The sequence below is a fragment of the Paraburkholderia sp. GAS348 genome, from assembly GCF_050434205.1.
Taxonomy (GTDB): Bacteria; Pseudomonadota; Gammaproteobacteria; order Burkholderiales; family Burkholderiaceae; genus Paraburkholderia.
Window position 1 is genome coordinate 129109 of record NZ_JBNPVT010000014.1, and the last position, 26703, is coordinate 155811.

The window sequence follows — 26703 nt, forward strand, 5'->3', positions numbered from 1 at the left end:
TCGAACGTGAGTTTTCCCATCGCCATTTCCAACTCGTTTGACGGTAACCGTGACGCGGTCCGAACCACCTGCCCGTATTGCGGCGTCGGTTGCGGCGTACGCGCGACCCCACGCCCGGACGGCCCGCCCGACATTGCCGGCGACGAGCGCCATCCGGCCAACGCCGGACGCCTATGCGTGAAGGGCTCGGCGCTCGGCGAAACGGTCGGGCTCGACGGACGCCTGCTGCATCCGAAGCTGCGCGAGCCGGGCAGCGGCGAATTGCGCGACGCGTCGTGGAGCGATGCGCTCGACACGGTCGCTAGCGGCTTTCGCCGGATCATCGATCAGCATGGCCCGGCTGCGGTCGCGCTCTACGTCTCGGGACAACTGCTGACGGAGGACTACTACGTCGCCAACAAGCTGATGAAAGGCTATGTCGGCAGCGCGAACGTCGACACCAATTCGCGCCTGTGCATGTCGTCATCGGTTGCCGGGCACAAGCGTGCGTTCGGCGAAGACCTGGTGCCGGTGTGCTACGAAGACCTCGAACTGGCAGACATGGTGGTGCTGGTCGGATCGAACACCGCGTGGTGCCATCCGATCCTGTTCCAGCGGATTGTCAAGATCAAGGAAACGCGACCCGATATGAAGGTCGTCGTGATCGACCCGCGTTATACCGCGACCTGCGAGACGGCCGACCTGCACCTGCCGCTGAAGGCGGGCACCGACGTCCGGCTGTTCAACGGGTTGCTCAGTTTTCTCGCGGAACACGACACGACCGATACAGGCTTCGTCGATGCGCACACGACCGGTTTCGCACAGGCGCTCGATGCCGCATCAACCGACGCGGCGAGCGGTTTTGACCTCGCGCAGTGCGCGAAGGCCTGCAAAATCGACCCACACGATCTGCTCGAGTTCTATCGGCTTTTCGCGCGGACCGAGCGGGTGGTGACGGTCTATTCCCAAGGCGTGAACCAGTCGTCTTCCGGCACTGACAAGGTCAACAGCATCATCAATTGCCATCTGCTGACAGGTCGCATCGGCAAGCCGGGGATGGGACCGTTCTCGTTTACCGGACAGCCGAACGCGATGGGTGGGCGTGAAGTGGGCGGCCTTGCAAACATGCTGGCGGCACACCTGGAGCTCGACAATCCGCAACATCGCGGACTCGTGCAGACTTTCTGGGGCTCGCCCGCCATTGCAGAACGGCCGGGACTCAAGGCGGTCGAGTTGTTCGGGGCGATCGAGACAGGCCGGATCAAGGCCGTCTGGATCATGGGCACGAACCCGGTTGTGAGCTTGCCCGACGGCGATCAGGCGAAGCGGGCGCTCGCGCGCTGCGAGCTCGTCGTCAGTTCCGACATTGTTGAAAACACGGACACCAACGCGTTTGCCCACGTGCTGCTGCCGGCACTCGGCTGGGGCGAGAAGGACGGCACGGTCACCAACTCCGAGCGCAGGATCTCGCGCCAGCGGGCGTTCCTGCCGGCACCGGGCGAAGCGCGCGCCGACTGGCGGATCGTCTGCGACGTCGCGCAGCGGATGGGGTATGCCGGCTTCGATTTTTCGGCGCCGCATGAGATCTTCGATGAGCATGCGCGGCTGAGTGCTTATCGCAACGAGCGCAACGAGGCTGGCAACGGTGACGAGACCCCTGACAGCCACGGGAAAACAGGCGACGGGCAAATCGAAGGGAAGGTGCCGCGTGTCTTCAATCTGAGCGGCCTCGTCGCGCTCGGCCGCGAGCGTTACGATGCGCTGCAGCCCATCCAGTGGCCCGTACTGGCGGCGAAAGACGCAGCGCAGCGCGGTACCGCGCGTCTCTTCGGTGATCGCCGCTATGCGCACGCAGACGGCAAGGCGCGTTTCGTGGCGACCCCGCCGCGCGCACCGATCCACGCGCCGGACGACGAGTATCCGCTCACGCTGAATACCGGCCGGGTGCGCGACCAATGGCACACGATGACCCGCACGGGCAAGTCGGAGAAGCTCGCCGGCCACGTGACGGAAGCCTTCGTCGATCTGCATCCGCAGGACGCGCTGTCGTGCGGCGTGCGGGAAGGTGAACTCGCGCGCGTGTCGAGCCGTTGGGGCTCGATGGTCGCCCGTGTGCTGCATGGTGGTGGCATGTCGCGTGGCAGCGTGTTCGTGCCGATCCACTGGAACGATCAGGTGGCGTCCGACGCGCGTGTCGGCGCAGTGGTGAATCCCGAGGTCGATCCGGTCTCCGGGGAGCCCGAGTTCAAACATACGCCGGTTCGCGTCGACCGGTTCGACGTCGCCTGGCACGGTTTCTCGTTGAGCCGTCACGCTCCGGTGCTGGACGGCATGACCTACTGGACGCGCGTCCACGGCACGCAGTTCGTGCGCTACGAACTCGCGGGGCGCAAGCCGCTCGCCGATCACGGCGGCTGGGCGCAAGCGCTGTTCGGCATCGACGATCCGCACGCCGACTGGCTGGAGTACGAAGACAGGACGGCGGGCATCTACCGCGCCGTACACCTGGTCGACGAGCGTATCGAGAGTTGCATCTTCGTCTCGGCGCGGCCTGAACTGCCCTTGCCGTCGCGCACGTGGCTCGCGGGCCTGTTCGGGAAGGACCGGCTCGACGAGGAGGACCGCGCCGGCCTGCTGGTCGGACAGCCGATTGGCAAGGGCGTCGATACGGGACCTACGGTCTGCTCGTGTTTTGGTGTCGGCCGCAACACGATCTGCGCGGCGATCCGCGAGCAAGGGCTAAAGACGGCGGCGGAGATTACCGCGTGCCTGAAGGCCGGTGGCAATTGCGGGTCCTGTGTGCCGGAACTGAAGAAGCTGCTGGTCGACACCGAGCTGGAACGATTGAGCATCGCATGAAGGAGACTGACGTTTCATGATGAAGAGACTTAAGACCATGCCCCGTTGCCACTCACCCACACGCGCCGACTTCACCGCACGCCGTACAGAAGTCGCATCCATCCTTGCGAATCACCGCGTTCGCACCGCAAGAGCCGCATTTGCGTCCAAGCATGGTGTGCAGTCCCTGCGCACCGCCACCGGGTTGCGTCAGCAATGCGGATTCGTCCGCGTCGCCAGGATGCGGACGGATACCGAAATCCGCCGGCAACGCCACCTCGGCTCTCATCTGCCCGCGCGGCAAACGCGCCAGCATGCGCGACGGCACCTGGTTGCCTTCAGCGTCGAGAAAGCCGCGCCGGTGCAGAATCTGCTGGATCGCAAAGGCGAGCGCCGCCACTTCGGAATCGTGCCAGCGCGGCGTGCGATGACCATCGAGCCGCTGCACCTCGCCGAGCCGCACCTGGCCGCGATCCCACGACACCTTGCGCATGTCCTGCAAGTTGCGCGCGACAAAACCGCCGCGTGCCGCGAGCGACAGCGAACGCATCGTCGCCGTGATCCATTGCTGCGACTCGTCGCGCTGACCGGTCGGAATGAAGAACTCGATGGGGCGCTCGATCGTCACATCTTCGCCGCCGAGCCGTCCCGTCACTTCGATGAACGACACCGCCACGTAAAGCGACTTCTTGCCGGCTTGCGTCAGGTACTCGACTTTTTCGATGATCGCCGGCAACTCGCCCTTGGGCCGATGATCGATTGCGATCCGCAGCGGATCCTGATCGGTCTCGGCCAGCGTGTCGTCTGCCTGGGGCGGGCTCACGCTCAGCACCGCGCCTAGCGTTTCGTTCGGGCGGTAGGTGGCGAGGCCCTTCAGACCGTTTTTCCAGGCGTCGAAGTAAAGGCTTTCGAATGCCTCGAACGGATAGTCCGCCGGCACGTTCACCGTCTTCGAGATCGACGTGTCCACGTACGGCTGCACGGCGGCCATCATGTCGAGGTGGTCGCGTGCCGACATTTCCAGGGCGCTGACGAAGTAGTCCGGCAGTTTGTTCACATCGCCGCCGAGCTCGCGATAAAGGCGATACGCGTAGTCTTCGACGTCGAACGATTCGCGGCCGCCGTCGGCCATCACCTTCATGCGCGTGTAGGTCCACGAGAAGGCCGGCTCGATGCCGTTCGACGCATTGTCGGCGAATGCGAGGCTGACGGTGCCCGTCGGCGCGATCGACAGCAGATGGCTGTTGCGGATGCCGTCCTGGCGTATCGCATCTTTGATGTCGTCGGGCAGGCGCGAGGCGAACGTGCCGGCTTCCAGATAGCGCCCGGCGTCGAACAACTCAAACGCGCCGCGCTCGCGCGCCAGTTCCACCGACGCTCGATAGGCTTCGTCGCGCATCAGCCGGGCAATGCGCACCGCGAAGTCGCGGCCTTCCTGCGAGTTGTAGCGCAAGCCGAGCATCACCAGCGTATCGCCGAGGCCGGTGAAGCCCACGCCGATGCGCCGCTTGGCGCGCGACTCGTCATATTGCTGGCGCAGCGGCCATAGCGTGACGTCGAGCACGTCGTCGAGAAAACGCACCTGGATGCGGGTGCGTTTGGCGAGACCGTCCCAGTCGAATGAAGGCTTGCGGCCTTTCATTTGCGCGAACGGATCGAGCACGAAACGCGTGAGGTTCAACGGTCCGAGATTGCAGCAGCCGTAGGCTGGCAGCGGTTGTTCGCCGCACGGATTGGTGGCGCGGATGGTTTCGACGGCGCGTAGATTGTTGTCCTCGTTCATGCGCGAGATGAACACGATGCCGGGCTCGGCGACGTCGTAGGTGGAGCGCATGATGCGGTCCCAGATCTCGCGTGCGGGCCTTTCGCTGTAAACCCACAGGCCGTCTTCGCGTTGCCGCACATCGCCGGCCGCGCGCAGCGCCGGCGACGGCTCGGCGCGGTGCACGAGCGGCCAGGGCTGATCTGCTTCGACGGCGCGCATGAATTCGTCGGTGACGCCCACCGACACGTTGAAGTTGTTCCAGCGGCCCTTCGAATGTTTCGCCTCGATGAACTCGATCAGATCGGGGTGATTGCAGTCGAGCACGGCCATTTGCGCGCCGCGCCGCGAGCCGGCGCTTTCCACGGTCCGGCATGAGGCGTCGAACACGTCCATATAACTGCACGGTCCGGACGCCGACGAACTGGTGGTATGAACGCGGGCACCCTTGGGCCGGATCGCGGAGAAGTTGTAGCCGACGCCGCCGCCGCGGCGCATCGTTTCGGCGGCTTGCAGCAGCGCCACATAGATGCCGGGAAGGCCTTGTTCGTCGACACCTTGAATCGCGTCGCCGACCGGCTGCACGAAGCAATTGATGAGCGTGGCGGCGATGCCGGTGCCTGCCGCGCTCATGATGCGCCCAGCGCCCAGCGCGCCGTGCCGCAGATTGTCGGCAAACAGCGTTTCCACCGACTCGCGCAGTGCCTCCGGTTCCGCCTGAGCGACGCCGCGGGCGACACGTTTGAACACGTCGTCGGCCGATTGCTCTTCGCCTTTCGCGTACTTCTCGAGCAGGACGTCCAGAGAGAATTGTTGCGGTGCAACTAATTGACCGGGAGGAACCGCTGCGGCGCGGGTTTCCGGGGTGTCTTCTGCCATGGCGTGGCCTCTAGCGGCGTCGCAAGAGGCGCGGCGCGGTGGGTGGAATTGCGGATCACTATACCGCCGCGTGTGGGGCGAACGGGGTGTCTCGACGCAATGGGGACCACCTTAGCGCACGTGGCGAGGGGCCGCAATCGGGGAGCGGCTGGTGCCTCGCTTCAAACTTCAGGCTTCACGCTTCAGCCAGCTCGCCCAGCACCTCGGCGCAAATCATCGCAGAAGCATTCGAAGGCGCCGGCCGTTCAGCTGGCTTAAACACGGCATCGCCGCGGCGAATCTTGCGCCGCGTCACCGCGCACGTTCCCGACGTATGCGCCGAGCGCCGCCGCCACCGCTGCTCGCCATAGTGACAGCGCCCGGGTTCGACCCAGCGGATCACCAGCGTGGTGTCGGAGCGCTCGAGAATTTCGATGCGTACGCCATTGGTACCGTCAAGGGGGACGGACTCTAAGGTCATCATAGTCGGCTCCGTATTGTGGTGTGCGGACTGTAGTCCCGTGCGCGCCGGATAGCCATTGTGTCGCGGTTGAAACACTGTTCTCAAAATAGCAACAATGAAACTTGACATCTACGTTCGCCCGACGCGGAGAGGCTTTGCGGGCGATATGCGATGTGAATTTGCGATAGGGTGGATTTTTGCAACGCAGTGTTGTACGCCGCGCGACGGGCATGCCGCCTGCAAAAGGCGCCGGTGCTTCCTTTAAGATGTAATTATCGATGAGCGACCGTGCCGTGCAATTGTAGCGGTTTTGCATTTTTCTGGACGGCTCGCGCGCATATCAACAAGACCCTAAGAGCCTTCATGATTTCACGCCCCCCCGTAGTGCCGCCCGAATCGCCGACACCGCCCGATTGCCTGAAAAAACAAAAAGCGGCATCACTTGTTCTATACGTCGGACTTGTGTTGCTGGCCCTGTGGGTCGTGCGCGATTTCATTGCCGTGATGGCGTGGGCCGGCGTCATTGCGATCGCGCTGTGGCCGCTTTTGCACAAGGTGGAAAGCAGCCGCTGGTTCACCGGCCGTACGACACTGATCGCCGCGGTGCTGACGTCCGCGATCGCGTTGCTGGTGGTGCTGCCGGTCGGAATCGGCATCGCGCAAGCGTTGCGCGAAGCCCATGACATGAGCGAGTGGTTCAAGGCCGTGCAGGAAAACGGTATTCCGCTGCCGGACAGCATCGAGCGCTTGCCGTTCGGCGTGCAACAGATTTCGGCCTGGTGGCAGGCCAATCTCGCCCAGCCATTGCGCGACTCGGCGGCTATGAAGGGGCTGCACAGCACCACGGTGATGACGTTCGGCCGCCACTTCGGTGCACGCGCGGCGCACGCCGTGGTGGTGTTCGCCTTCATGCTGGTCACGCTGTTCGTGATTTTTCAGGCGGGGCCGCGTCTGTCCGGCTCGCTGCTACAAGGCGTGCGGCGCGGCTTCGGCGACGACGGCGCGCACTTGCTCGAGCGCATGGCCGCGGCCGTGCGCGGCACGGTGTCGGGGCTGGTGGTGGTCGGGCTCGGCGAGGGTGTGTTGATGGGCGTGGCCTATTGCGTCACCGGCTTGCCGCACGTCGCGCTGCTTGCGTCGATCACGGCGATCGCCGCGATGCTGCCGTTCTGCGCACCGATCACGTTCGGCCTCGCGGCCTTGTGGCTGTTCTCGCAAGGCTCGGTTGCTGGAGCCATCGGGCTTGCGGGGTTCGGTTCAGTGGTGGTGTTCATCGCGGAACATTTCGTGCGGCCGGTGCTGATCGGCAACTCGACGCGCCTGCCCTTTCTGCTGGTGCTGTTTGGCATTCTCGGCGGGGCGGAAACGTTCGGTTTGCTTGGCCTCTTCATCGGGCCCGCGCTCATGACCGTGTTGATGGTGTTGTGGACCGATCTCGTGCAATAGTTGCACGCAATTTGCGGGCGCAATCAGGGCTGCCGATTCGCAGAGGTACGCCGGATTACTTTTCCTGATCGCGGGCCGGCTGTTTGACACAGCCCAACGTATATTTCAGCGCGGCGGGCAGCAGCGCGCTCCAGACATCCCAGGTGTGGCCGCCGTCGATAATGCGCAGTGCCGCCGGATTCCCCGCCAGCCGAAGATGCGTATATAGCGATGACGCATCGGCCTGGATTGCGAGGTCGTCGTCGCCGGCGGCGATGAACATCGGCAGGCGATAGGGCTGGCTCATGTACCGCTCCCACTGCGCCGGATAGTTGAGCGCACGCCAGACGTGCGGATCGAACTGCCGGTCCCCGAACACGCCGACGCGGCGCGCCGCCGAAGCGAGCGGCGGCTCGTTGGCATAGATCGCGGGACTTAGCAGGAGCGCGCCGCAAAAGAGATTGGGTTGCGTCATGGCGTAGCGCAATGCGCCGAAACCGCCCATCGAAACGCCGCCGATCATCCGCCCGCCACGCTGCGTCGCGACCGCGTAGCGCGTTTCGATCTCGGGCAGAAGATCGTCGAAGAACGCTGTTTCCATCTTCTCCTTGCGATCGACATACCAGTCGGTGCCGCCTTGCGGCATCACGATCGCGACCGGCGGTATCTCCTTGCGCTCGATCAGTGCGTCGGCGGTGGTTTGCAGGTGACCTTGCGTGAGCCAGTCGTTGGCGTCGCCGTTGTTGCCGTGCAGGAGGTAAAGCACGGGAATGCGCGCGGCGTCGTGACGATAGCCGGTGGGCAGATAGATCGTGTAGGCCCAGTCGCGGCCGAGCGCTTCGGAATGGAAGCTTCGGCTGATGACAGTGCCGGCGCTCGCCGGCGCGCCGACGGCGGCGCACAGCGCGAGGAGTGCGGAATGTAGGAATAGACGCATTTCAGAGAAAAAGGCCGCCGCGCAGGTCGCGCGCGGCCGTCATGCTATCAGTTTCGGTAGTGGAAATCGGCAAACTGCAAGCGGGGTAGCGATAACGAGGTAATTCGTTAGGCATTCAAGCTCGTTAGGCATGCAAGCGGCAACGGGGCAACGGGGCAACACGGCAACACGGCAACACGGCAACACGGCAACACGGCAACACGGCAACACGGCAACACGGCAACACGGCAACACGGCAACACGGCAACACGGCAAAAGCTCGCGCGTGCATGCGCACGCTGCTCGCTCAGGGCGAGGTTCTGAGACGCAAGTTCCAGAGACGCGTGGCGAAGCGCTTGAGCGGCTCCGACGCCTTGGCGACGGCGAACAGTGCGCCGACCGCACATGCGTCCGCCACCAGCCCGAGGGGATAGTTCAGATAGCCGTCGGTCGCGGCATACAGCACCGAATCGACGATCAGCGAAATCACGGCGCCTGCAATAAAGCACAGCAGCCCTTTACGGCCGATCATGCCGACCCACGGCATCCATTGAGCGAGCTTTCGTGCCCAGCCGAGCTGGATCAGGTTCGCGACGAGCCAGGCAATCGCGAGAAAATTGACGGCGCGCAGGTAGGAGAGGTTTTGCTTGAAGCTGGCATCGAGCGGCTCGCGTTCGATAAAAAGCTTGTAGCAGGCCGCGGCAGCGACCACGGCGAACGCCAGTACGCTGACCAGCCAGCCGAGCCGGTGCGCGCTGATCCGCTGATAGACCGGCTGGCAACGTGCCAGCACGCCGAGCACGAACAGCAACTGCCAGGCAAACGGGTTGAAATCCCAGTGCATGTCCGGCGCGGCGGGCAGGTAGGCGTCGATAGCCGGTGCGCCCGCCCACAGCGCGACACTGCCGGCTAGCAACAGCCATGGCTTGCTGCGCGCGAGCGGCAGGATCATGGGCACCAGCAGCGCGAAGAACACGTACATCGGCAACACGGAAGCAAGATACGGCTGACGGCGCAATAGCAGGATGTCGCGCAGGGCGGCCACGGGGGTGTCCATCAGATCGTCGAGATCGGTGGTGGCGAGATTCGGGCCGTCGATACTGAACGCACTCAGCACCGCGCTGACCAGCAGCATCAAGCCGGCAGTGATGAGGAAGGCGCGATAGATTTCAAGCGAGCGCCGCAGGAAGCGGCTGCGCGCGGTCGCCTCGTTACGCCGTTCGGCGAGCGCCGCGTAGGCCGTCGCGGTAGCGAAGCCGCCGAGGAACACGAAAACCTCAGCCGCGTCGCATAGTGCGTACGCATGCAGCGTGACGCGCGACAGAATACTGCCGCCGATATGATCGACGACGATGATCAGGAGAACCAGCCCGCGAAAAAAATCGAGCTCAAGCAAGCGGGATTGCGACTTTTGCATAGTGTGGCGCCAAAAGCAGCCCCGTGCGACGGCGCGCTAGTCCAGCGCGGCAGGCGTCTCACAAAGCTTTTTGAAATTGGATGGGGTGTTGCGGCGGGCGGCCGGCCCGCGGAAGGCCGCCCCGCGGATGGCCGCCCCGCGTCGCCGCTTGAAGCGGCCATGCGAGGCTCGGTTGCGGAGGCCAGTAAAAATGACTCGTTTGACAGCGAGGAGTTCCGCTGCGGTGCCGCAAAAGCTTTCGATTATATTTCTTTTCGTGATAAACCCGCTGCGGGACGCGCAGGGCGCCGCGCGGCCCAATGCGACAGCCGGCTTAAGTCCGGGCGGCGCGGCGCCGTTTACCTGAATAAGCGTCGCGGAAAAAGGGTCTGCTCCACGCAGTGGAGATTTCGCAACGTTTTGAGATATGGGAGTGACACCCGATGGACGGCGACGCAACGGCGTGTGAGGATTTCTGAAAACGCGGCGGGGTCGATAAACGCCTCAAGAAGCGTCAAAAAGAAAGCGGTTGGATCGAGGTCACATCACTCGAGCTCAGGGAGATCATCATGAACAAGCAAGTGTTCGCGCTGGCTGTCTCCACCGCTTTGTCCGCCACCTCGTTAGCTATTTTCTCCCCGCCTGTTTCTGCCCAGACGAGCGTGACGCTGTACGGCGTACTCGACGAGGGCATCAACTACACCAACAATGTCGGCCGCGGCCACGTCTATGAACTTGCGAGCGGCTATGCGCAAGGCAGCCGCTGGGGCTTGAAAGGCGCCGAGGAACTGGGCGGCGGACTGAAGGCGATCTTCCAGCTGGAAAACGGCTTCGACGTCAGCTCCGGGCGGCTTGATCAGGGCGGCCGGATGTTCGGCCGCCAGGCGTTTGTCGGCTTGAGCTCGGAGCCATACGGCACATTGACGTTCGGCCGCCAGTACGACTCGGTGGTCGACTATCTGGCGCCGACGACGGCCAACGGCAACTGGGCCGGGTTACTGTTCTCGCATCCGTACGATAACGACAACACCGACAACTCATTCCGCCTCGACAACAGCGTCAAGTACACCAGCCCGTCGCTCTCGGGCTTTCAGTTCGGCGGCGTCTACAGCTTCAGCAACGACACGGGCTTCGCCAACAACCGCGCGTACAGTTTCGGCGGCCAGTACACCTACGGCGGACTGCTGGTGGCCGCGGCATATCTGCAGGCCGACAACCCCGGCAACGGCTCAAACGGCGCGATCACCGCGAACGATGCCAGCTTTATCGCCGCCCGCATGCGCGTGTTCGGCGGTGGCATCACGTATACCTTCGGCCCGGCGACTGCCGGCTTCGTGTACACCAACTCGAACTATCTGGATCCCACCAGCAACGGCTATCTCGGCGTGACGCCGCTTGTGCCGCTCGTGCCGCCAGGCGTGTTATTGAATTCGCTGAAGTATCAGAACTTCGAGGTGAATGGCAAGTATCAGATTTCGCCAATGCTGTTCGTCGGCGCGCAGTACGTGTACTCGATGGAAACCTACGACGCTTCGAGCGGCGGCGTGAAGCCGAAGATTCATTCGTTCGGCTTGATGGCGGACTACAACCTGTCCAAGCGCACCGACGTGTACATTCAGGGCGAATATCAGCAGGTGACCGGCGACCCCACCTACTCGATTCTTGACGATGCGTTTACGCCGGGCACCCAGTCGCCGTCATCGACGTCGAAGCAGGTCGTGCTGCGTGCGGCGATACGGCATAAGTTCTAGGCGCGGCAGGGCGTGCCGGCCGTATGCGGAATGACGACTTCAAGACAAAGCGTGAAGGATGTCGTTTTTCCGTGTGACCGGAAATTAGTTCATCACGTAGTTCTGAATCAGAATCCCGATTATTACCCCGGCGGGAATACCGAAGGTTCTACCGCGAATGGTCGCGCTCAGATCTTCGTCGAGTACGAAGCTGCAGCGGCGTTCACGCCAGACGGTTTTATAGGCCAATGGTTTTGCATCGACGATTACGATCGAAACGAGCGCGGTCAGAATGACCTGTTCCAAAGCATGCAGCTTCGCGATAAACGGCGAAAATTCACCGGCATTGCACAGCAACACCATCACGACTGCGGCGATCAGGGCGCCGAAAAAGAAACCACCCATGAATCTGTTCGCTGAATTTAGAGAATCCACTTAAACCTCAAATCATCCGCCGGCTTATCGAGCTGACGAAGTAAAAAATATACTGACGGAAATGGCTTGCCCGTTTAAAGACTCGCAACGCTTTGGCAGCGAGGCAGGCAGGCTTCAAAAGGACCCGTAAGGATATTTTCTTGACGTTCTTCAACATATCGTCTCTTTCCCAACGTCGCGTGGGATTAGTCGGAAATGCCGGGCGCGCCGGCAGGCCGCTGACAGAACAGCCGATGGGCATTCCACCCGTCCGCTCGTCAACCCATTTTTCCCTCGATGCGCACCGTCGCCGCGGCTGGCAATTCAAGGTTTGGCGGCGCTTTGCCGTTAAAGCAAACGTTGCCGTGCGGTCGTCCGGCGGCGCAGCCGCTTACGGGTCTTTGCGATCGCGCGGGTAGCGGCGCGAGGCCGACCCGCGCATGAGGCGCTGGCAGATCTTGTGCACCGGGTTATGCCGCCAGGGCGGCCGCGACCGGACCTGCACGGAGCAGCGGCTGCTTGAGGGCATGCGGCGCTGGACTGGTTGCGCACGCAACCGTGTCTGCAACACCATAAGTAAGGTTTGTATCAGAGTGTGCGAGGCGGGGCGTTTTTTTAAAAACGCACTTTACAATTCCGCGTGAATTTTAATCGGCAATCTGGCCTTTTTCGCAGAAGATCGCCTGCTATCGGGCGTCTGGCGTCTGGCGTCCGGGCTTCGAGGCTTCCAGGCTTCCAGGCTTCCCGGCTTCCGGCTTCCGGCTTCCGGCAACGCAAAAAGGGTTGGGTTGGACGGCAAGGCACGGGTGGGCGCCGCACGAGGTGGCCTCGCTGTGTCGCGAAAGAGAGCAGCGCTTCGTAAGAACGCGCGCTTCGAACGCGACAGGGCAGCACTCGGCTCGCCAATAAAAAAGCAGGAGTCGAATATGTTGGGAAAGCGTTTCGACCGAACAATGATGGCCAGTCTGGCTGGCGTGTGGGTCGCGCTGGCGGTCAGCGGTTGTGCGAATGTGGGACAGCAGGGCGCGCAAACCGGCGCGGCATCGGGTGCATCGGCTGCGCCCGGTGTGCCGGCGGCGGCTGCAGCGCCGGCTTCCAATGCGGTTGCAGGCACGTCGGTCGAGCTGGCCGCCGACGACGGCACACCGCTTAAAAAGGCGCCGCCTCTGGTGTATCGCGTCAAGCGTGGCGACACGTTGGCGCGTATTGCGCAGCATCATCATTGCAGTGTCAGACAGTTGCAGGCGTGGAATGGCCTCAAGCCTTCCTCGCGGTTAAAGCGCGGGCAGGTGCTGCACGTCGCCTCGCCGGAAACGGTGCGAGCGGTCAATGCGGCCACTGCGGCGGCCAACGCGGCGGCGGCTGCTGCGAAAGCTGCCGCGGCGTCCGCGCCGGCTGTTCCGCTCGCCGCGCAGCAAGCGTCTGCGGCCACCACCGCGCAGGCAACGGCGCAGTCCGCCACGCAATCGCCCGCGCCCAGCGCTGCTGAGGCGCGCGAAGTCGCGCAGCAGATTTCCCGGCATGCGAACGGCGTGTCGCTGGCATGGCCTGCGGGTGGCCGCGTCGTAGAGGCTTTTCAGCCTGGCGAAACGCGCGGCATCGAAATCGGCGGCAAGGCGGGCGATCCGGTGCGGGCCGCGGCCGGCGGCAAGGTGATGTACGCCGGCACGGGTCTGAATGGCTACGGCAGTCTGATCATCGTCCAGCACAACAAGGACTTTCTGACCGCGTACTCGCATAACCGCAAGCTGCTGGTGAGAATCGGCGACATCGTGCGGCAGGGGCAGCAGATTGCCGAGATGGGCGATGAAAGCAACTCGCGCGTCTCCGTAGGCTTCGAGTTGCGCCGCGACGGCAAGCCGATCGATCCGCTGCCGTATTTGCCGCAAGGCCGCGGCTAGGCGATAGCGGGCGATTATTCGTCAACTCTGAACAAGCAGCGATCCCGGTAAATCGATTGTCGCGAATTTTCCGGGATCGCCGCTTTGTCACATCCAGGCTTCCGGCTCCAGTGCTGGGCAGATCCGCTAACGGCTGCGCGCCTTCAATCGAACCACCGCAGCGCCGCCGCGACGATCGCTTCGGGCGCATCTTCCTGCAGCAGATGACCGGCCTTAGGCACCGCCTGAAAGTGCGCCTCGGGTATGACTGCCGCCAGTTGCCGGCCGCGTTCGAGCGGAATCCATTGGTCGTCTTCGCCCCACAGGATTTGCGTCGGGCAACGCATCTGCGAGTAGCGTGTTTCGACCGCGTCGGTGTAGCGCTGATCCATTTGGGCGATCTGGCGGTAGAACGCGGCTTGTCCTGTTGCCCCGAGCCACGGCGTCACATAAGGCGCGAGTTCCTCGTCCGGAATGTCGCGGGCGATGGCTCCACGCACGTATGCCTTCACCACCGCTTCGTGGATATACGGCGGCAGCCCGGCGAAGGCCGCGCCGTGTTCGCGCACGTGCTGCACGAACGGCGATCCCCATGGTGCGACGGCGACCGGATCGATCAGCGTGAGGCTGCGGTAGTCGCACCCGTCAATGAGATGCGCGCGCAAGGAAGTCGCGCCGCCGAAATCGTGCGCGATGACGTCCGGATTCGTCAGTTGCCAATGCGCGAGCAATTCCGCCAGCAGCACGTTCTGCACGCCGAGCGAGACGTCCTGAGCGTCGCGTTGCTCGGATTGGCCGTAGCCAAGCAGATCGTAGTAATACACGGTGCGAACTTGCGCGAGATGCGGGGCGATGCGATGCCACACGTACGAAGAAAACGGTGTGCCGTGAACCAGCACCAGCGGCGGGCCGTTGCCGGTCACGCGAAAGCGCACGCTTTGACCGCGGAATGTATAGCTTTCGGGAAGCGGCCAGTTTTGCATAGCGGTGAGCGTCGCGAGAAAGTTTGCTTACCTTAGCAGGGCGCGTCAAAACGCGCTGACTGGCCTTTCGTGGCATCCTCAGAACGCCTCCCGCAAAATCTCACCTTTGTTTTAGTCAGCAAAACCAGGCAAATTCAAAAGAGTGTGGCTCACGGCGTCGCCGGATTGACCGGCGAGCGGCGCAGACACAGCGCACTGTTACGAAATGAGTATGAATCACCTTGAAATAAGGAGTCGTTGTGTTGGCTGGATTCGGAAAGCCTGGTAATCGTCGGGGACGCGTCGATTCTGTATTCGACGTGGCGACGCGTGATCGATCGAAATGCGCGCGTGGCAAAGGTGAGCGAATCCGGGAGCCGAAGTCTCAACCATCACTGGACGCCGTACTGCCGTGTTCAACCACAGCGACGGCGCCCAGCCAACGTCAACGAAGCCCGGGCGAAGTCACGCGCCGCCGGCTACTTCGCTTCAGTGCCACGCAGCAATTGCGAAACCTGGCCGTGGTGATGGAGGATCGCCGGGTCGGCTTGCAGGAGCGGCAAGTAGCGCGGCAGGAACGCGTTTTCGGGCTGGTCGGGAGAAAAGAGGCCGGTGACGGCTTCGGCAGCGGCGAGCCGATCGGCAGCCTCTGCTTCCTTGTCGTCGAGAATCTCGTCGACGTTTGCGATCACCGTGGAGAGCGGCGTGAGCCAGCGGAACCCCGAACCGTTGATGAGCACCTGCAGGAAGGCCGCCGGCGTCACGGGACCGTATTCCTTTTCGTACGACGCGCGCTCGTGATCGAGAATCGACTTATGCAGCGCCAATAGCGGTTTGCGAATTTCCGAGAGGAATTGAATGCATTGCTGGTCGTTCATCTTGCCGCTCCTTCGGATAGTCATGCCGGATCAAGCCGGGCGATCGGGTCAAGCCAGATCCATGCTAACAAAATCGCATCAGGACGCATCAATAAGAATGAGGCACGTATGTGAAGCGCGTCAGATCAAGCCAATGCGGCAATGGTAACGCATTGATTTTAATCCCGTTTCACTTCCAGCACGGGCGGCAGCCGCGCCCTTTTCGCCGCGTGGACACATTGCGGACATGCCCGCGCTATCTGCGAACTTCTTTATCCACGGCTACAATTCCCCGGTCTTTTCCAGCGCAATCGCGCTGCGCATCATTTACTGCACGCATTGAACTGCAACCGCGTCGCGCATTAGCACGACCTGTCGAATAAACACGGCAAGTCTGTGCGTTTTGGTTCGACGTCTCTGCCTAGACAGCCGCCTGACAAACAATAATCCCCACTCGGAGCCGCCCATGACAACGTTCAATATCAACGGCCAGACTCATACTGTCGATGCGCCGCCCGACATGCCCCTGCTGTGGGTCTTACGCGACCTCGTCGGCTTGACCGGCACCAAGTTCGGTTGCGGCATCGCTCAATGCGGCGCATGCACCGTGCATCTCGATGGCGTCGCGGTGCGCTCGTGCGTGCTGCCGGCGGCGGCTGTCGGCGACAAGAAAATCACCACCATCGAAGCGGTCGGCAGCACGCCGGCCGGGGAGAAGGTGCAGCAGGCATGGCGTCAGCTGGACGTCGTGCAATGCGGCTACTGTCAGTCGGGGCAGGTGATGTCGGCGGCATCGCTGATCGCGAGCAACCCCAATCCGACCGACGCGGATATCGACGCCGCCATGGCCGGCAACATTTGCCGCTGTGGGACGTACAACCGAATTCGCGCGGCGATCAAGCAAGCCGCGAAGGGAGCCTGACATGTCCCGGGGATTGCTCGATGCACAAAGCGGCGCGCAGCCGCCGAAGGGTGGCAAGGGCGGCATCACACGCCGCACGTTCCTGAAGTTCGGCGTCACGGTGGGCGCGGCAAGCGGCGGCGGCTTGCTGCTCGGCTTCAGCATGCCGGCCGCCAGTCAGGATCAGAAGGCGGGCAAATCGGTCATCGGCGGCGATGGGGATGAAGCAGCGCAGAATGGTGTGTTCGCGCCGAACGCCTTCATCCAGATCGACACGGCGGGCAAGGTCACGCTGGTGATTCCGAAGGTCGAAATGGGGCAAGGCGTCTACACGTCGATCCCGATGCTGATCGCCGAAGAGCTCGAAGTGCCGCTCGACTCGGTCACGCTCGACCACGCGCCACCGAACGAAAAGCTCTTCATGGACCCGCTGCTCGGCGGCCAGCTCACGGGCGGTTCGACGTCGATCCGCTATGCCTGGGAGCCGATGCGCCGTGCCGGCGCGGCCGCACGCACCGTACTGATCAGCGCCGCCGCGCAGCAATGGCAAGTCGATCCGGCCAGCTGCCATGCGCAAGCCGGGCAGGTGATTCATGCGGCGAGCAATCGCAGCATCGGTTACGGACAGTTGGTGAACGCCGCGGCGAAGCTGCCCGCGCCGCAGAACGTGCTGTTGAAAGATCCGAAAGATTTCAAGCTGATCGGCACCGCGGTCAAACGCCTCGATTCGCCGGAGAAAGTGGACGGCACCGCCATGTTCGGACTGGACGTGCGCGTGCCCGACATGGTCTACGCGGCCATCGCGAACTGCCCGGTGTTCGGCGGCACGCTCGCCAGCGTCGACGATACCAATGCGAAGAAAATCCCCGGTGTGCGCCAGGTCGTCAAAGTTGATAACGCGGTCGCCGTGATCGGCGATCACACGTGGGCCGCCAAACGCGGTTTGCAGGCGCTGGATATCAAATGGAACGAAGGCGCGGGCGCGCAGATCGGGATGAAGCAGATCGTCGACGATCTCGCCAATGCCTCGCAGCGCAATGGTGCGGTGGCGCGTAAAGACGGTGACGTGAACAACGCGTTTTCAAACGCGCAGACACGCGTCGACGCGGTGTATCAGCAGCCGTTCCTTGCGCACGCCACGATGGAACCGATCAACTGCACGGTGCACGTGCGGCCTGACGGCTGCGAGATCTGGATCGGCTCGCAAGTGCCGACGCGGGTGGTGGACGCGGCGGTTGCCGTCACGGGTTTGCCGGCGGACAAGATCGTCGTGCACAACCATCTGCTCGGCGGCGGCTTCGGCCGGCGGCTCGAGTTCGACATGGTCACGCAGGCGGTCAAGATCGGCAAACAGGTGTCGACGCCGGTGAAGGTATTGTGGACGCGCGAAGAAGACATCCAGCACGACATGTACCGGCCGTACTACTACGACAAGATCTCCGCCGGGCTCGACGCGAACGGCAAGCCGATCGCGTGGCAGCATCGGATTGTCGGCTCGTCGATCCTGGCGCGTTTCGCGCCGCCGGCGTTCAAGAATGGCCTTGATCCCGATGCGGTGGAAGTCGCCTCCGACCTGCCGTACGATCTGCCGAATCAGTTGGTCGATTATGTGCGGCAGGAACCGCATGCGGTTCCCACCGCATTCTGGCGCGGCGTGGGGCCGACGCGCGGCACCTTCGTGGTCGAGAGCTTCATCGACGAACTCGCCGCGCAGGCGAAAGTCGATCCGGTCAAATACCGCCAGGATCTGCTCGGCAAAACGCCACGCGCGCTGAACGTGCTCAACACCGCCGCGCAGGCGGCGAACTGGGGCAGTGCGGTGCCGAAGGGCCAGGGGCGTGGCGTGTCGGTGATGCATGCGTTCGGCAGCTTCTTCTCGATCGTTGTCGACGTGGCGGTCGATCAGGGCGAGGTGGCCGTCAAGCGGGTGGTGTGCGCGGTCGATTGCGGGATGGTGGTGAATCCGAACACGATCGAAGCGCAGGTGCAAGGCGGCATCATCTTTGGCATTACGGCCGCGCTCTACAGTGAGATCACGATCAGGAACGGCCGCGTGGAGCAGAACAACTTCACCGACTACCGGATGCTGCGGATCGATCAAACACCGCCTATCGAGGTGCATATCGTGAAGAGCGGCGAGGCGCCTGGCGGCATCGGCGAGCCGGGCACGGCGGCGCTCGCCCCCGCTCTGACGAACGCGATTTACGCGGCCACCGGCAAGCGGCTGCGGCAATTGCCAGTCGGTAGCCAACTACAAACCGCTTGACGGCTTTGCATGGGATCGGAGTAAGTGCTTTGCATCGACAGGAGACCAACATGAAAGACACACTCAAGGGTTTCGGCGTGGCGCTGTGCGTGGCATTGCCGTTCCTGATGCAAACCCCGGCGCAAGCAGCGGATCAGGCGCTGGTGCAGCGCGGCGCCTATCTGGCGAAGCTTGGCGATTGCGTCGCTTGCCATACGGCGCCGAAGGGCAAACCGTTCGCGGGCGGCCTGCCGATGACCACGCCGATGGGCCAGATCTACACCACCAACATCACGCCGGATCAGCAAACCGGCATCGGCAATTACACGGAAGAGGACTTTGCGAAAGCGATGCGCGAAGGCGTCGCGAAAGACGGTCATAACCTGTATCCGGCGATGCCGTATCCGTCGTATGCGAAGGTCAACGACGACGACATGAAAGCGCTGTACGCGTACTTCATGAGCGGCGTCGTGCCGGTACAGCAGGCGAACCGAGAGCCGGACATCAAATGGCCGTTGAACATGCGCTGGCCGTTGAAGTTCTGGAACATGGTGTTCCTGGAGAAGGGCGTCTATCAGGACAAGCCGGGCAAAGATGTCGCGTGGAATCGTGGTGCGTATCTGATCCAGGGTCTGGGGCATTGCGGGTCGTGTCATACGCCGCGCGGCATTGCGTTCCAGGAGAAGGCGCTGGATGAAAGCGGCAGCGCGTTCCTGACTGGCGGCCTGCTGGACGGCTGGTTCGCGGCGAACCTGACGGGCGAGCACAACGCCGGCCTGGGGCGCTGGAACAATCAGGATCTGCAGGCGTTCCTGAAGACCGGCGCCAATCGCCATGCATCGGCGTTCGGTTCGATGACCAGTGTGATCAACAACAGCACGCAGGGCTTGAACGACACCGACATCGCCGCGATGTCCGCATACCTGAAGTCGATCCCGCCGGCGGCCGGCAGTGGCGCGCCGCCTTATACGTATGACCCGCAGGCGACGAAAGTGTCGTTGACCCGTCCTGCCAACGATGCCGGTGCGCGCGTTTATACGGCGTATTGCATGCACTGCCATGGCGTCGATGGGCGCGGCTTTGCGCCGATGCTGGCGCCGTTAGCCGGCAATCCGAACGTGCTGGAGAAGGATCCGTCCTCGCTGATCAACGTGACGCTGAACGGCACGGAGGATCTGGTGATCGGCGGCATTCCCGCGCCGTATCCAATGCCGAAGTACGCGCCGGTGCTCAACGACCAGCAGATCGCCGATGTGCTGACCTTTGTGCGAGCCGGGTGGAATAACGGTGGCTCGGCGGTCACGGCGGTTGACGTGGCGAAGTTGCGGAAGTCGACCCAGGCGGCGCGCTAGAACCATCGGGCTGGCAACAAAAAAAAGCGGCAACCATGCAAAACGGTTGCCGCTTTTTTCTGGACCCGCAGAAGCTTTTTGTGGACCCGCAGAAAGCGTTATCGGTGCTGTCCCACCTTTGCCCGCTTCTCCAGCACGCGCGCATACCACGTCAACGGGAAACACATCGCGAAGTAAATCATCGCGACCATGCCGTAGATCGGAAACGGGCGGAATGCGGCGTTCGTGATCATCGTGCCGGTCTTGGTCAATTCCGTGAAGCCGATGATCGACGCGAGCGCCGTGCTCTTCACCACCTGCACGAGGAAGCCGACCGTCGGCGCTACGGCGATCTTCAGCGCCTGCGGCCAGATGATGTAGCGCAGTTGCTGGCTGAACGTCATGCCCAGACTCGCCCCGGCGGCCCATTGACCACGCGGCACGGCTTCCACGCAGCCGCGCCAGATATCGACCAGATAAGCGCTGGTATAAAGCGTCAGCGTGACGGCTGCCGCGACCCAGGGCGAGACGTCGACGCCCAGCAACGGCAGACCGAAGAACGCCAGAAACAGCTGCATCAGCAGCGGCGTGCCCTGAAACACTTCCACATACACCACCACGATCCGCCGCAACCACGGCAACGGCGACACGCGCATTGCGAGCAGGATCAGCCCGACAATGCCGCCGCCGAAAAACGCGATCAGCGACAACAACACCGTCCAGCGGGCGGCGAACAACAGATTGCGGGCGATGTCCCACAGCGTGAATTCGACCATGATCAACGCTCCGTCGGCAGAGTGCGGGCGGCGCGCCACATCAGGCGGGTGCGCCAGTTACGCGGCGCGCTGCCGCTGCGAGCCGCGCGGCCCGCGAAGAGGTTGCGGCCGAGCCGGTTCATGAGCTGCCGCAACACGATCGACAACACGAGATACGTCGCGGTGATGATCAGGTAGCTCTCGAACGAGCGGAAGTTGCGCGACTGGATGAAGTTGGCCGCGTAGGTCAGATCGGGCACCGAGATCTGCGAGACCACCGCCGAGCCGAGCATCACGATCAGCACCTGGCTCAACAGCGCGGGAAACACGTTGGCAATCGCCTGCGGCAGCACGACGTAGCGAAACACTTGCCGTCCATGCAGGCCGAGCGCTTGCGCCGCCTGCACCTGGCCGCGCGAAATCGAATCGATCCCGGCGCGCACGATTTCGATCGCGTAGGCGCCGAGATTGACGGTCATCGCCAGAATCGCGGCCTGCACTTCGTCGATATGAATGCCGAGACTCGGCAAGCCGAAGAAGATGAAGAACAACTGCACGATGAAGGGCGTATTGCGGATCAACTCGACGTAAGTTGCGACTCCCCAGCGCGCCCACTTCGGCCCGGCCACCGCGATGCTCGCGCCGCCAATGCCGACGAGGCCGCCGAGCACGGTGGACACGGCGGTCAGCCCCAGCGTGACGGCGACGCCGCGCGCGAGCAGTCCCGCATAGAGGCCGAAGCCGCTGAAATCGAACGCATAGGTCATGGCGTGGCACTCATCGTGAGGTCAATCTCCAGCGCGCGCCCCGAAGGAATCCTCCTCGGGGGCCCTCGAAGGAAGTCCCCTCAGGGGGCGCCTCGAAGGAATCCCCCTTGGGGGAGACGCCCCGAAGGAAGTCCTGTTGGGGGACCGGCTTGGCCAGTCCGCGCAAAAAAGGTTCAGAGGTCGGCCGGCAGCGGCGCACGCAGCCATTTCTGCGAAATCGCATTCATGGTGCCGTCCTTGCGGGCCTTGGCAATCGTTTCGTCGACTTTCTGCTTCAGACGCGGCTCGTTCTTGTTCAAACCGACGTGGTCCGGCGAGCTGAACAGCGAGAACTTCTGCTCCGGATCGTTCGCCGGATGACGCGCGAGAATGGTTGCGCCGACGTCGTTGCCGACTACCATCAACTGTACCTGACCAGAAAGAAACGCCGAAATTGCGCCGTTAGGATCGTCGAAACGCTTGATGGTCGCGCTGGGCGGCGCGATCTTGCTGACACTCAGGTCTTCCAGCGTGCCGCGCGCGACGGAAATCGACTTGCCGGCGAGATCGGCGGCGTTCTTCACGGGCAGCGTCTTCGGGCCGAACACGGCGAGGTAGTAGGGCGCGTAGGGCTGCGAGAAGTCGATCACCTTTTCGCGCTCCGGCGTCTGGCCCACGGAAAGCAGCATGTCAGCCTTGTGGTCGGCGAGGTAGGCCATGCGGTTGTCGCCCGTCACCTGCACGAGTTCGACTTTCGCGTTGAGGGCATGGCCGATCAGGTTGGCGACGTCGATGTCGTAGCCCATCGGCTTCATGTCCGGGCCGATCGAGCCGAACGGCGGGTAGTCCTCGAATACGCCGATGCGTACCGTGCCGGACTTGGCGATGTTGTCGAGCGCGTCGGCATGCGCGGCCGACGAAAAGGCGCACAGCGCGCCGAGGCCGGTGAAGGCGAGCGTCGCGGCGAGGGTGGCGAAGACGCGGCGTGCGTTCGATTGGGCAACTTGGGGCTGGTTCATGGTCTGTCCTCTGTCGAAAACTCGGTGTTGGAATGGGATTCAGGGTGAGCGCTTCAATGCGCCGCGCGCGCGGCGATCAGCTTACATGCGTGCGGTGGCAATTCCGCGAATACCGGCATGCCGAGCGTCAGCCCCGGTGTTTCGCGCGGCGTGGTCGCGGCAGTCAGGGTGAAACCTGCGCAATCGATCGTCGCTTCGAGCGACGCCCCCACGTCGCGGATAAAAGTCACCGTGCCCGCGAGCCGGTTCTGCCCCGCACGGTTTTGCAACGCATTGTCGGATGCGGATTTGACGCACACGTCTTCCGGCCGGATCAGCAGACGGATGTCGCTGCTGGATTCCGGCACGCGCGCCGGTTGCGCAACTGCAATGCGCCTTCCGCCCGGCAGACTGACGCCGCCCGCGCCGTCATAGGTGACCGGCAGGATGTTGCCGAGCCCGATGAAGTCAGCGACGAATTCGCTGACCGGGTCGCGATAAATATCGAGCGGTTTGCCGACCTGCGCAATCCGGCCTTTCTCCATCACCACGATCTCGTCGGCCATCGTCATCGCTTCGCGCTGGTCGTGCGTCACCATGATCGTCGTGATGCCGAGACGCTGTTGCAGCAGGCGGATTTCGACCTGCATCGCTTCGCGCAGCTTGGCGTCGAGCGCGGAGAGCGGTTCGTCGAGCAGCAGCAGTTTCGGTTGCGATGCGATTGCGCGGGCAATCGCCACGCGTTGCCGCTGCCCGCCGGAGAGTTGCGTGACTGGCCGGTTCGCCATATGCGGCAACTGGATCAGCTCCAGCAATTCAGCGACGCGGCGCGCTTGCGCGTCTTTCGCGGTCTTGCGCAGCTTGAGCGGATACGCGACGTTTTGCGCGACCGTCATATGCGGAAACAGCGCGAGCGACTGAAACACCATGCCAAAGTCGCGCTGATTGGCAGGCAGATGCGTGATGTCGCGGCCGGCAAAGTTGATGCTGCCGGAACTCGGCGTCTCCAACCCGGCGATCATCCGCAAGAGCGTGGTCTTGCCGCAGCCGGACGGCCCGAGAAAGCACACCAGCTTGCCGTCGGGCACGCTCAGATCGACGCTGTCGACGGCATACGCCGCGTTGAAGCGCTTGGTCACGGCCTGCAAGGTCAGATGGGTCATCGAATGCTCCAGCAAAAAGGCGTCATCGCAGCGCGAATCGAAAGTGTGGTCAAAGCGCCACCCCTTCGTCGCCGATCAGCTTTTCGAGCAGCCAGATCAGCGCGAAGTCGATCGCGACGATGAAGACGGCGAAACAGAACACGGTCGGATCGAGCGACGACACCGTGCGGCTGTAGAGCCACACCGGCAGCGTCATCGTGTCGATGCCGTACAGGAAGAACGTCACCGTGAATTCGTTGAACGAGACGATGAACGCGAACAGCATGCCGGCGAGAATGCCGGGGCGCATGAGCGGCAGGATCACGTCGATCAGTGCGCGGCTCGGGCTCGCGCCCATCACGCAGGCCGCTTCCTCGAACTCCGGGCCGATCGAGGCCACCGACGCCGCGCAATTTTTCACGGTGAACGGCAGCGCCAGAATCACATGCGCGATGATCAGGCGGAACACGCCGAGTTCGACCGGCAGCACGTTGAACACCAGCAGCAGCGACAGGCCGAGCATCACCAGTGGATAGACGAGCGGCAACGCCACCAGTTGTTCGACCGCGGGTTTGCCACGAAAACGGTAGCGGCTCAATGCGTAGGCGGCGGGCACCGAGACGAGCGTGGCGATGACCATCGTCGAGAGCGCGACGATCAGGCTCGTGCTGAGCGCGGCGCCCATGGAGAGCGAGTCGCTCGCGTCCGGCGAGACGAAGCTGTGCCACGCCGCGCGGTACCAATGCAAGCCGTAGGCGTGCGGCGGGAATTCGAGCGTGTCGGCCGCGCTGAACGACATGGTGATCATCGTCAGGATCGGCAGCGCGGCAAGAAACAGCACGACGGCGGCGAGCAGCGCGGTGGCCTTGCCGAGCTGGCCGGGCATGGTGGTCGGCAAACGCGGCAAACGCGGAAGGCGCGGTGAAGGCGTCAGACGCGGAGTCTGGATCGGCGTGCTCATGCGTGAGGCTCCTCGGCAAGACGTTGCGTACGGCGCACGAGACGCTGCGACAGCGCCATCACGGTGAGCGTCGCGATCATCAATACGACGCCCGATGCGGAAGCGGCGGGCCAGTTCAGCAAGGGCGCGACCTGGTCGTGGACCAGCACGGCGAGCATCGGCACACGGCGTCCGCCGAGCAGCAGGGGCACCGCGAATGCGCTGGCGTTGTAGGCGAACACGAGCAACGCGCCGGACACGAGACCCGGCATGGCGAGCGGCAGCAACACGTGACGCAGTGTTTGCCAGCGCGTCGCGCCGAGCGTGGCCGCGGCTTCCTCATACGAGCCCGAGACCGCGCGCATCGCGCTCGACAACGGCAGCACGGCCAGCGGAAACGCCGTCTGAATCAACCCGAGCAACACGCCGTGTTCGCGATACAGCCACATCACCGGGCGCTCGACCAGGCCGCTGCCGAGCAGCGCATGATTGAGCAGGCCGGCCGGACCGAGAATGATCAGCCAGCCATAACCTTGCAGCAGCAGATTGACGAGCAAGGGCAGCAGCACGCCCGCCAGCAACAGCCGCCGCGCGAGCCGCGACTTGGTGCGCGCCATCGCCAACGCGACGGGAATCGCCAGCAACACGGCGCAGATCATGCTTTGGAACGCCAGCTTCAACGTGAGCCACAACGACTTCAGGAAATAGCCATCGAGGAGATCGGCGTAGTTCTGCAGCGTGAAGCCGTGCCATTCGTTGCCCTGGGTGCCGAAGCTCATGCGCAGCACGACGAGCGCTGCCGCGCCGAGTATGGCGAGAAATAGCAGGATCGGCGCGAGCAGAAGCCAAGGGCGCGCTTTCGCGAGCGCCGTGGACGCCTGCTCGTCAGGTGCGCCGGATGCAGCGCCGGGCGAACCGGAAGCCGCGCCCGGTGCATCACCTGACCCCGAGTCCGATACCGCACCCGACGTAGACGAAACACGCCGCGAGAAGCGCGCGAGCATCGCGGTCATGCCGAGAAAATCTCGGTGTAGCGCTTGATCCATGCCGGCTGCACGACGGCGAGCGCCTTGTCGTCATGCAGGATCGCTTTCTCGGCGATCTGCTGCGGGCTCGGCACGAACGCGCGGCTTTCGGCGGGAATCACTGCTTTCGAATTGACCGGGCCGTTCAGCACGTCGGCGGCCATGCGGCCTTGCACGCCGGCGTCGAGCGAATGGTTGATGAAGGCGTGGATCAGATCGCTGTCGGCGGGATGCGACTTCGGGATCACCGTGAACATCAGTTGCGTGGCGAAGCCTTCCTTCATGCCGTAGGTCACGCCCATTTTGTACTCGGGCTTGCGGATCTGGTCCGGGAAAAAGGCCGGCGAATAAATGCCGCCGATATCGAGCGAGCCGGTGCGGAACAGATCAGCCACCTGGTTCGGGTTCTCGCCGAGCGTCATCACGTGGTCTTTCAGCTGCATCAGCTTCCTGAAGCCCGGCTCGATGTTCTGTTGCGAGCCGCCGTTCATTTTCGCGGCGATGATCGCGAGGTCCACCGCTTCGGCCCATTCGGGAGGCGGCAGGAACAGGCGTCCGGCGTACTTCGGGTCCCACAGTGCTTCGTACGAAGACGGCGCCGTCTTGACCGTCGACGTGTTGTAGATCAAGCCATCCGACCACAGCAGATAACCTACGCCGAAGCCGTTCGCGCCCGTGCGGTATTGCGGCGCGACGTCCTTCAGGTTGGGCAGCTTGTCGAGATCGGGCTTCATCAGGAGACCCGCGTCGCCGAGACCCGACGCGCCGACGCCGGCCAGCGTGATGACGTCGTACGTGGGGCGATCGCCCGCGGCCTTGACCTTGGCGACCATGCCGGAGGTGCCGTCGGCGCGGTCGGCGATGACCTTCGCGCCGGTCTTCGCCGTGAACGTGGCGGCGATGTTGCGCAAGGCAGCCGCGCCGGTGTCGTCCGACCAGGTCAAGAGGCGCAGCGTCTTGCCGGAGAAGTTGTGCTCCTGCGCTCGCAGGTTGATGAACGGCATCGGCAAGGTGGACGCCGCGAGTGCCGCGCCGATCGCCTTGATGGCCTGCCTTCTACCCCGTTTGATCTCTTGCATGGCGGTCTCCTGTGTTGAACGCCTGTTACCTGGTGATATTCGCTCTGACCGCTGCCGCTGC

General features: G+C 63.3%; 21 protein-coding genes. 7 read left to right on the plus strand and 14 right to left on the minus strand.

Annotated elements, in window-relative coordinates:
* The first annotated feature begins 6 nt into the window (after positions 1-6).
* Positions 7-2838 carry a molybdopterin-dependent oxidoreductase gene (locus tag P3T22_RS22480; RefSeq protein ID WP_429326171.1) on the plus strand — a complete coding sequence of 944 codons (2832 nt, stop codon included), beginning with the start codon at positions 7-9 and terminating at the stop codon, positions 2836-2838.
* A 52-nt stretch (positions 2839-2890) separates the two neighbouring features.
* Here the strand turns inward: P3T22_RS22480 and P3T22_RS22485 are convergent, their stop codons facing one another.
* Together P3T22_RS22485 and P3T22_RS22490 are read right to left on the minus strand one after the other, a co-directional pair.
* A complete protein-coding gene (locus tag P3T22_RS22485) occupies positions 2891-5458 on the minus strand; it encodes an adenosylcobalamin-dependent ribonucleoside-diphosphate reductase (RefSeq protein WP_429326172.1) in 2568 nt (855 codons plus the stop codon).
* 175 nt (positions 5459-5633) lie between these two features.
* A complete protein-coding gene (locus tag P3T22_RS22490; protein WP_063500674.1) occupies positions 5634-5918 on the minus strand; it encodes a DUF3331 domain-containing protein in 285 nt (94 codons plus the stop codon).
* A 345-nt stretch (positions 5919-6263) separates the two neighbouring features.
* Between P3T22_RS22490 and P3T22_RS22495 the strand changes: the two genes are divergently transcribed.
* Positions 6264-7346 (plus strand): AI-2E family transporter, encoded by a 1083-nt coding sequence (locus P3T22_RS22495; protein ID WP_063498844.1) that lies wholly within the window; start codon positions 6264-6266, stop codon positions 7344-7346.
* Positions 7347-7401: 55 nt separating this feature from the next.
* On the opposite strand, the gene P3T22_RS22500 is transcribed toward P3T22_RS22495, so the two are convergent.
* Both P3T22_RS22500 and P3T22_RS22505 read right to left on the minus strand, forming a co-directional pair.
* Entirely contained in the window at positions 7402-8262 is an 861-nt protein-coding gene (locus P3T22_RS22500) for an alpha/beta hydrolase (protein WP_429326173.1), read from the minus strand.
* A 286-nt stretch (positions 8263-8548) separates the two neighbouring features.
* Positions 8549-9658 (minus strand): OpgC domain-containing protein, encoded by a 1110-nt coding sequence (locus P3T22_RS22505; protein WP_429326174.1) that lies wholly within the window; start codon positions 9656-9658, stop codon positions 8549-8551.
* Positions 9659-10206: 548 nt separating this feature from the next.
* Here P3T22_RS22505 and P3T22_RS22510 point away from each other — a divergent pair.
* A complete protein-coding gene (locus P3T22_RS22510; protein WP_429326175.1) occupies positions 10207-11388 on the plus strand; it encodes a porin in 1182 nt (393 codons plus the stop codon).
* A gap of 84 nt (positions 11389-11472) precedes the next feature.
* On the opposite strand, the gene P3T22_RS22515 is transcribed toward P3T22_RS22510, so the two are convergent.
* Positions 11473-11772, minus strand: coding sequence for a hypothetical protein (locus tag P3T22_RS22515; protein WP_236721072.1), 300 nt, complete (start codon positions 11770-11772; stop codon positions 11473-11475).
* 935 nt (positions 11773-12707) lie between these two features.
* On the opposite strand from P3T22_RS22515, the gene P3T22_RS22520 reads away from it, so the two are divergent.
* Positions 12708-13682 carry a peptidoglycan DD-metalloendopeptidase family protein gene (locus P3T22_RS22520; protein WP_429326176.1) on the plus strand — a complete coding sequence of 325 codons (975 nt, stop codon included), beginning with the start codon at positions 12708-12710 and terminating at the stop codon, positions 13680-13682.
* Between the two features lie 143 nt (positions 13683-13825).
* Here the strand turns inward: P3T22_RS22520 and P3T22_RS22525 are convergent, their stop codons facing one another.
* Both P3T22_RS22525 and P3T22_RS22530 read right to left on the minus strand, forming a co-directional pair.
* A complete protein-coding gene (locus tag P3T22_RS22525) occupies positions 13826-14644 on the minus strand; it encodes an alpha/beta fold hydrolase (protein WP_429326177.1) in 819 nt (272 codons plus the stop codon).
* Positions 14645-15102: 458 nt separating this feature from the next.
* Positions 15103-15501, minus strand: coding sequence for a hypothetical protein (locus tag P3T22_RS22530; RefSeq protein WP_429326178.1), 399 nt, complete (start codon positions 15499-15501; stop codon positions 15103-15105).
* 445 nt (positions 15502-15946) lie between these two features.
* On the opposite strand from P3T22_RS22530, the gene P3T22_RS22535 reads away from it, so the two are divergent.
* Genes P3T22_RS22535 through P3T22_RS22545 form a run of 3 tightly spaced genes read left to right on the plus strand, consistent with a single transcriptional unit; the run spans position 15947 to position 19978 of the window.
* On the plus strand, positions 15947-16402 hold the full coding sequence (locus P3T22_RS22535; RefSeq protein ID WP_063498849.1) for a (2Fe-2S)-binding protein: 456 nt from the start codon (positions 15947-15949) through the stop codon (positions 16400-16402).
* A 1-nt stretch (position 16403) separates the two neighbouring features.
* Positions 16404-18647 carry a molybdopterin cofactor-binding domain-containing protein gene (locus tag P3T22_RS22540; protein WP_429326179.1) on the plus strand — a complete coding sequence of 748 codons (2244 nt, stop codon included), beginning with the start codon at positions 16404-16406 and terminating at the stop codon, positions 18645-18647.
* 50 nt (positions 18648-18697) lie between these two features.
* Complete coding sequence (locus P3T22_RS22545; RefSeq protein WP_429326180.1) at positions 18698-19978, plus strand: c-type cytochrome; 1281 nt, start codon at positions 18698-18700, stop codon at positions 19976-19978.
* Between the two features lie 98 nt (positions 19979-20076).
* Here the strand turns inward: P3T22_RS22545 and P3T22_RS22550 are convergent, their stop codons facing one another.
* The 7 genes from P3T22_RS22550 to P3T22_RS22580 all read right to left on the minus strand — a co-directional run bounded on the left by P3T22_RS22550 (position 20077) and on the right by P3T22_RS22580 (position 26642).
* Entirely contained in the window at positions 20077-20733 is a 657-nt protein-coding gene (locus P3T22_RS22550) for an amino acid ABC transporter permease (protein WP_063498852.1), read from the minus strand.
* Positions 20734-20735: 2 nt separating this feature from the next.
* Positions 20736-21479 (minus strand): amino acid ABC transporter permease, encoded by a 744-nt coding sequence (locus P3T22_RS22555; protein WP_429326181.1) that lies wholly within the window; start codon positions 21477-21479, stop codon positions 20736-20738.
* Between the two features lie 173 nt (positions 21480-21652).
* Positions 21653-22477 carry a transporter substrate-binding domain-containing protein gene (locus P3T22_RS22560; protein WP_063498854.1) on the minus strand — a complete coding sequence of 275 codons (825 nt, stop codon included), beginning with the start codon at positions 22475-22477 and terminating at the stop codon, positions 21653-21655.
* A gap of 53 nt (positions 22478-22530) precedes the next feature.
* Entirely contained in the window at positions 22531-23619 is a 1089-nt protein-coding gene (locus tag P3T22_RS22565) for an ABC transporter ATP-binding protein (RefSeq protein WP_063498855.1), read from the minus strand.
* A gap of 49 nt (positions 23620-23668) precedes the next feature.
* Positions 23669-24559, minus strand: a complete 891-nt coding sequence (locus P3T22_RS22570) for an ABC transporter permease (RefSeq protein WP_063498856.1) — start codon at positions 24557-24559, stop codon at positions 23669-23671.
* Positions 24556-25551 (minus strand): ABC transporter permease, encoded by a 996-nt coding sequence (locus P3T22_RS22575; RefSeq protein ID WP_429326197.1) that lies wholly within the window; start codon positions 25549-25551, stop codon positions 24556-24558. Before P3T22_RS22575 ends, P3T22_RS22570 begins: the two co-directional genes overlap by 4 nt.
* Entirely contained in the window at positions 25548-26642 is a 1095-nt protein-coding gene (locus P3T22_RS22580) for an ABC transporter substrate-binding protein (RefSeq protein WP_063498857.1), read from the minus strand. Before P3T22_RS22580 ends, P3T22_RS22575 begins: the two co-directional genes overlap by 4 nt.
* Positions 26643-26703: the final 61 nt, after the last annotated feature.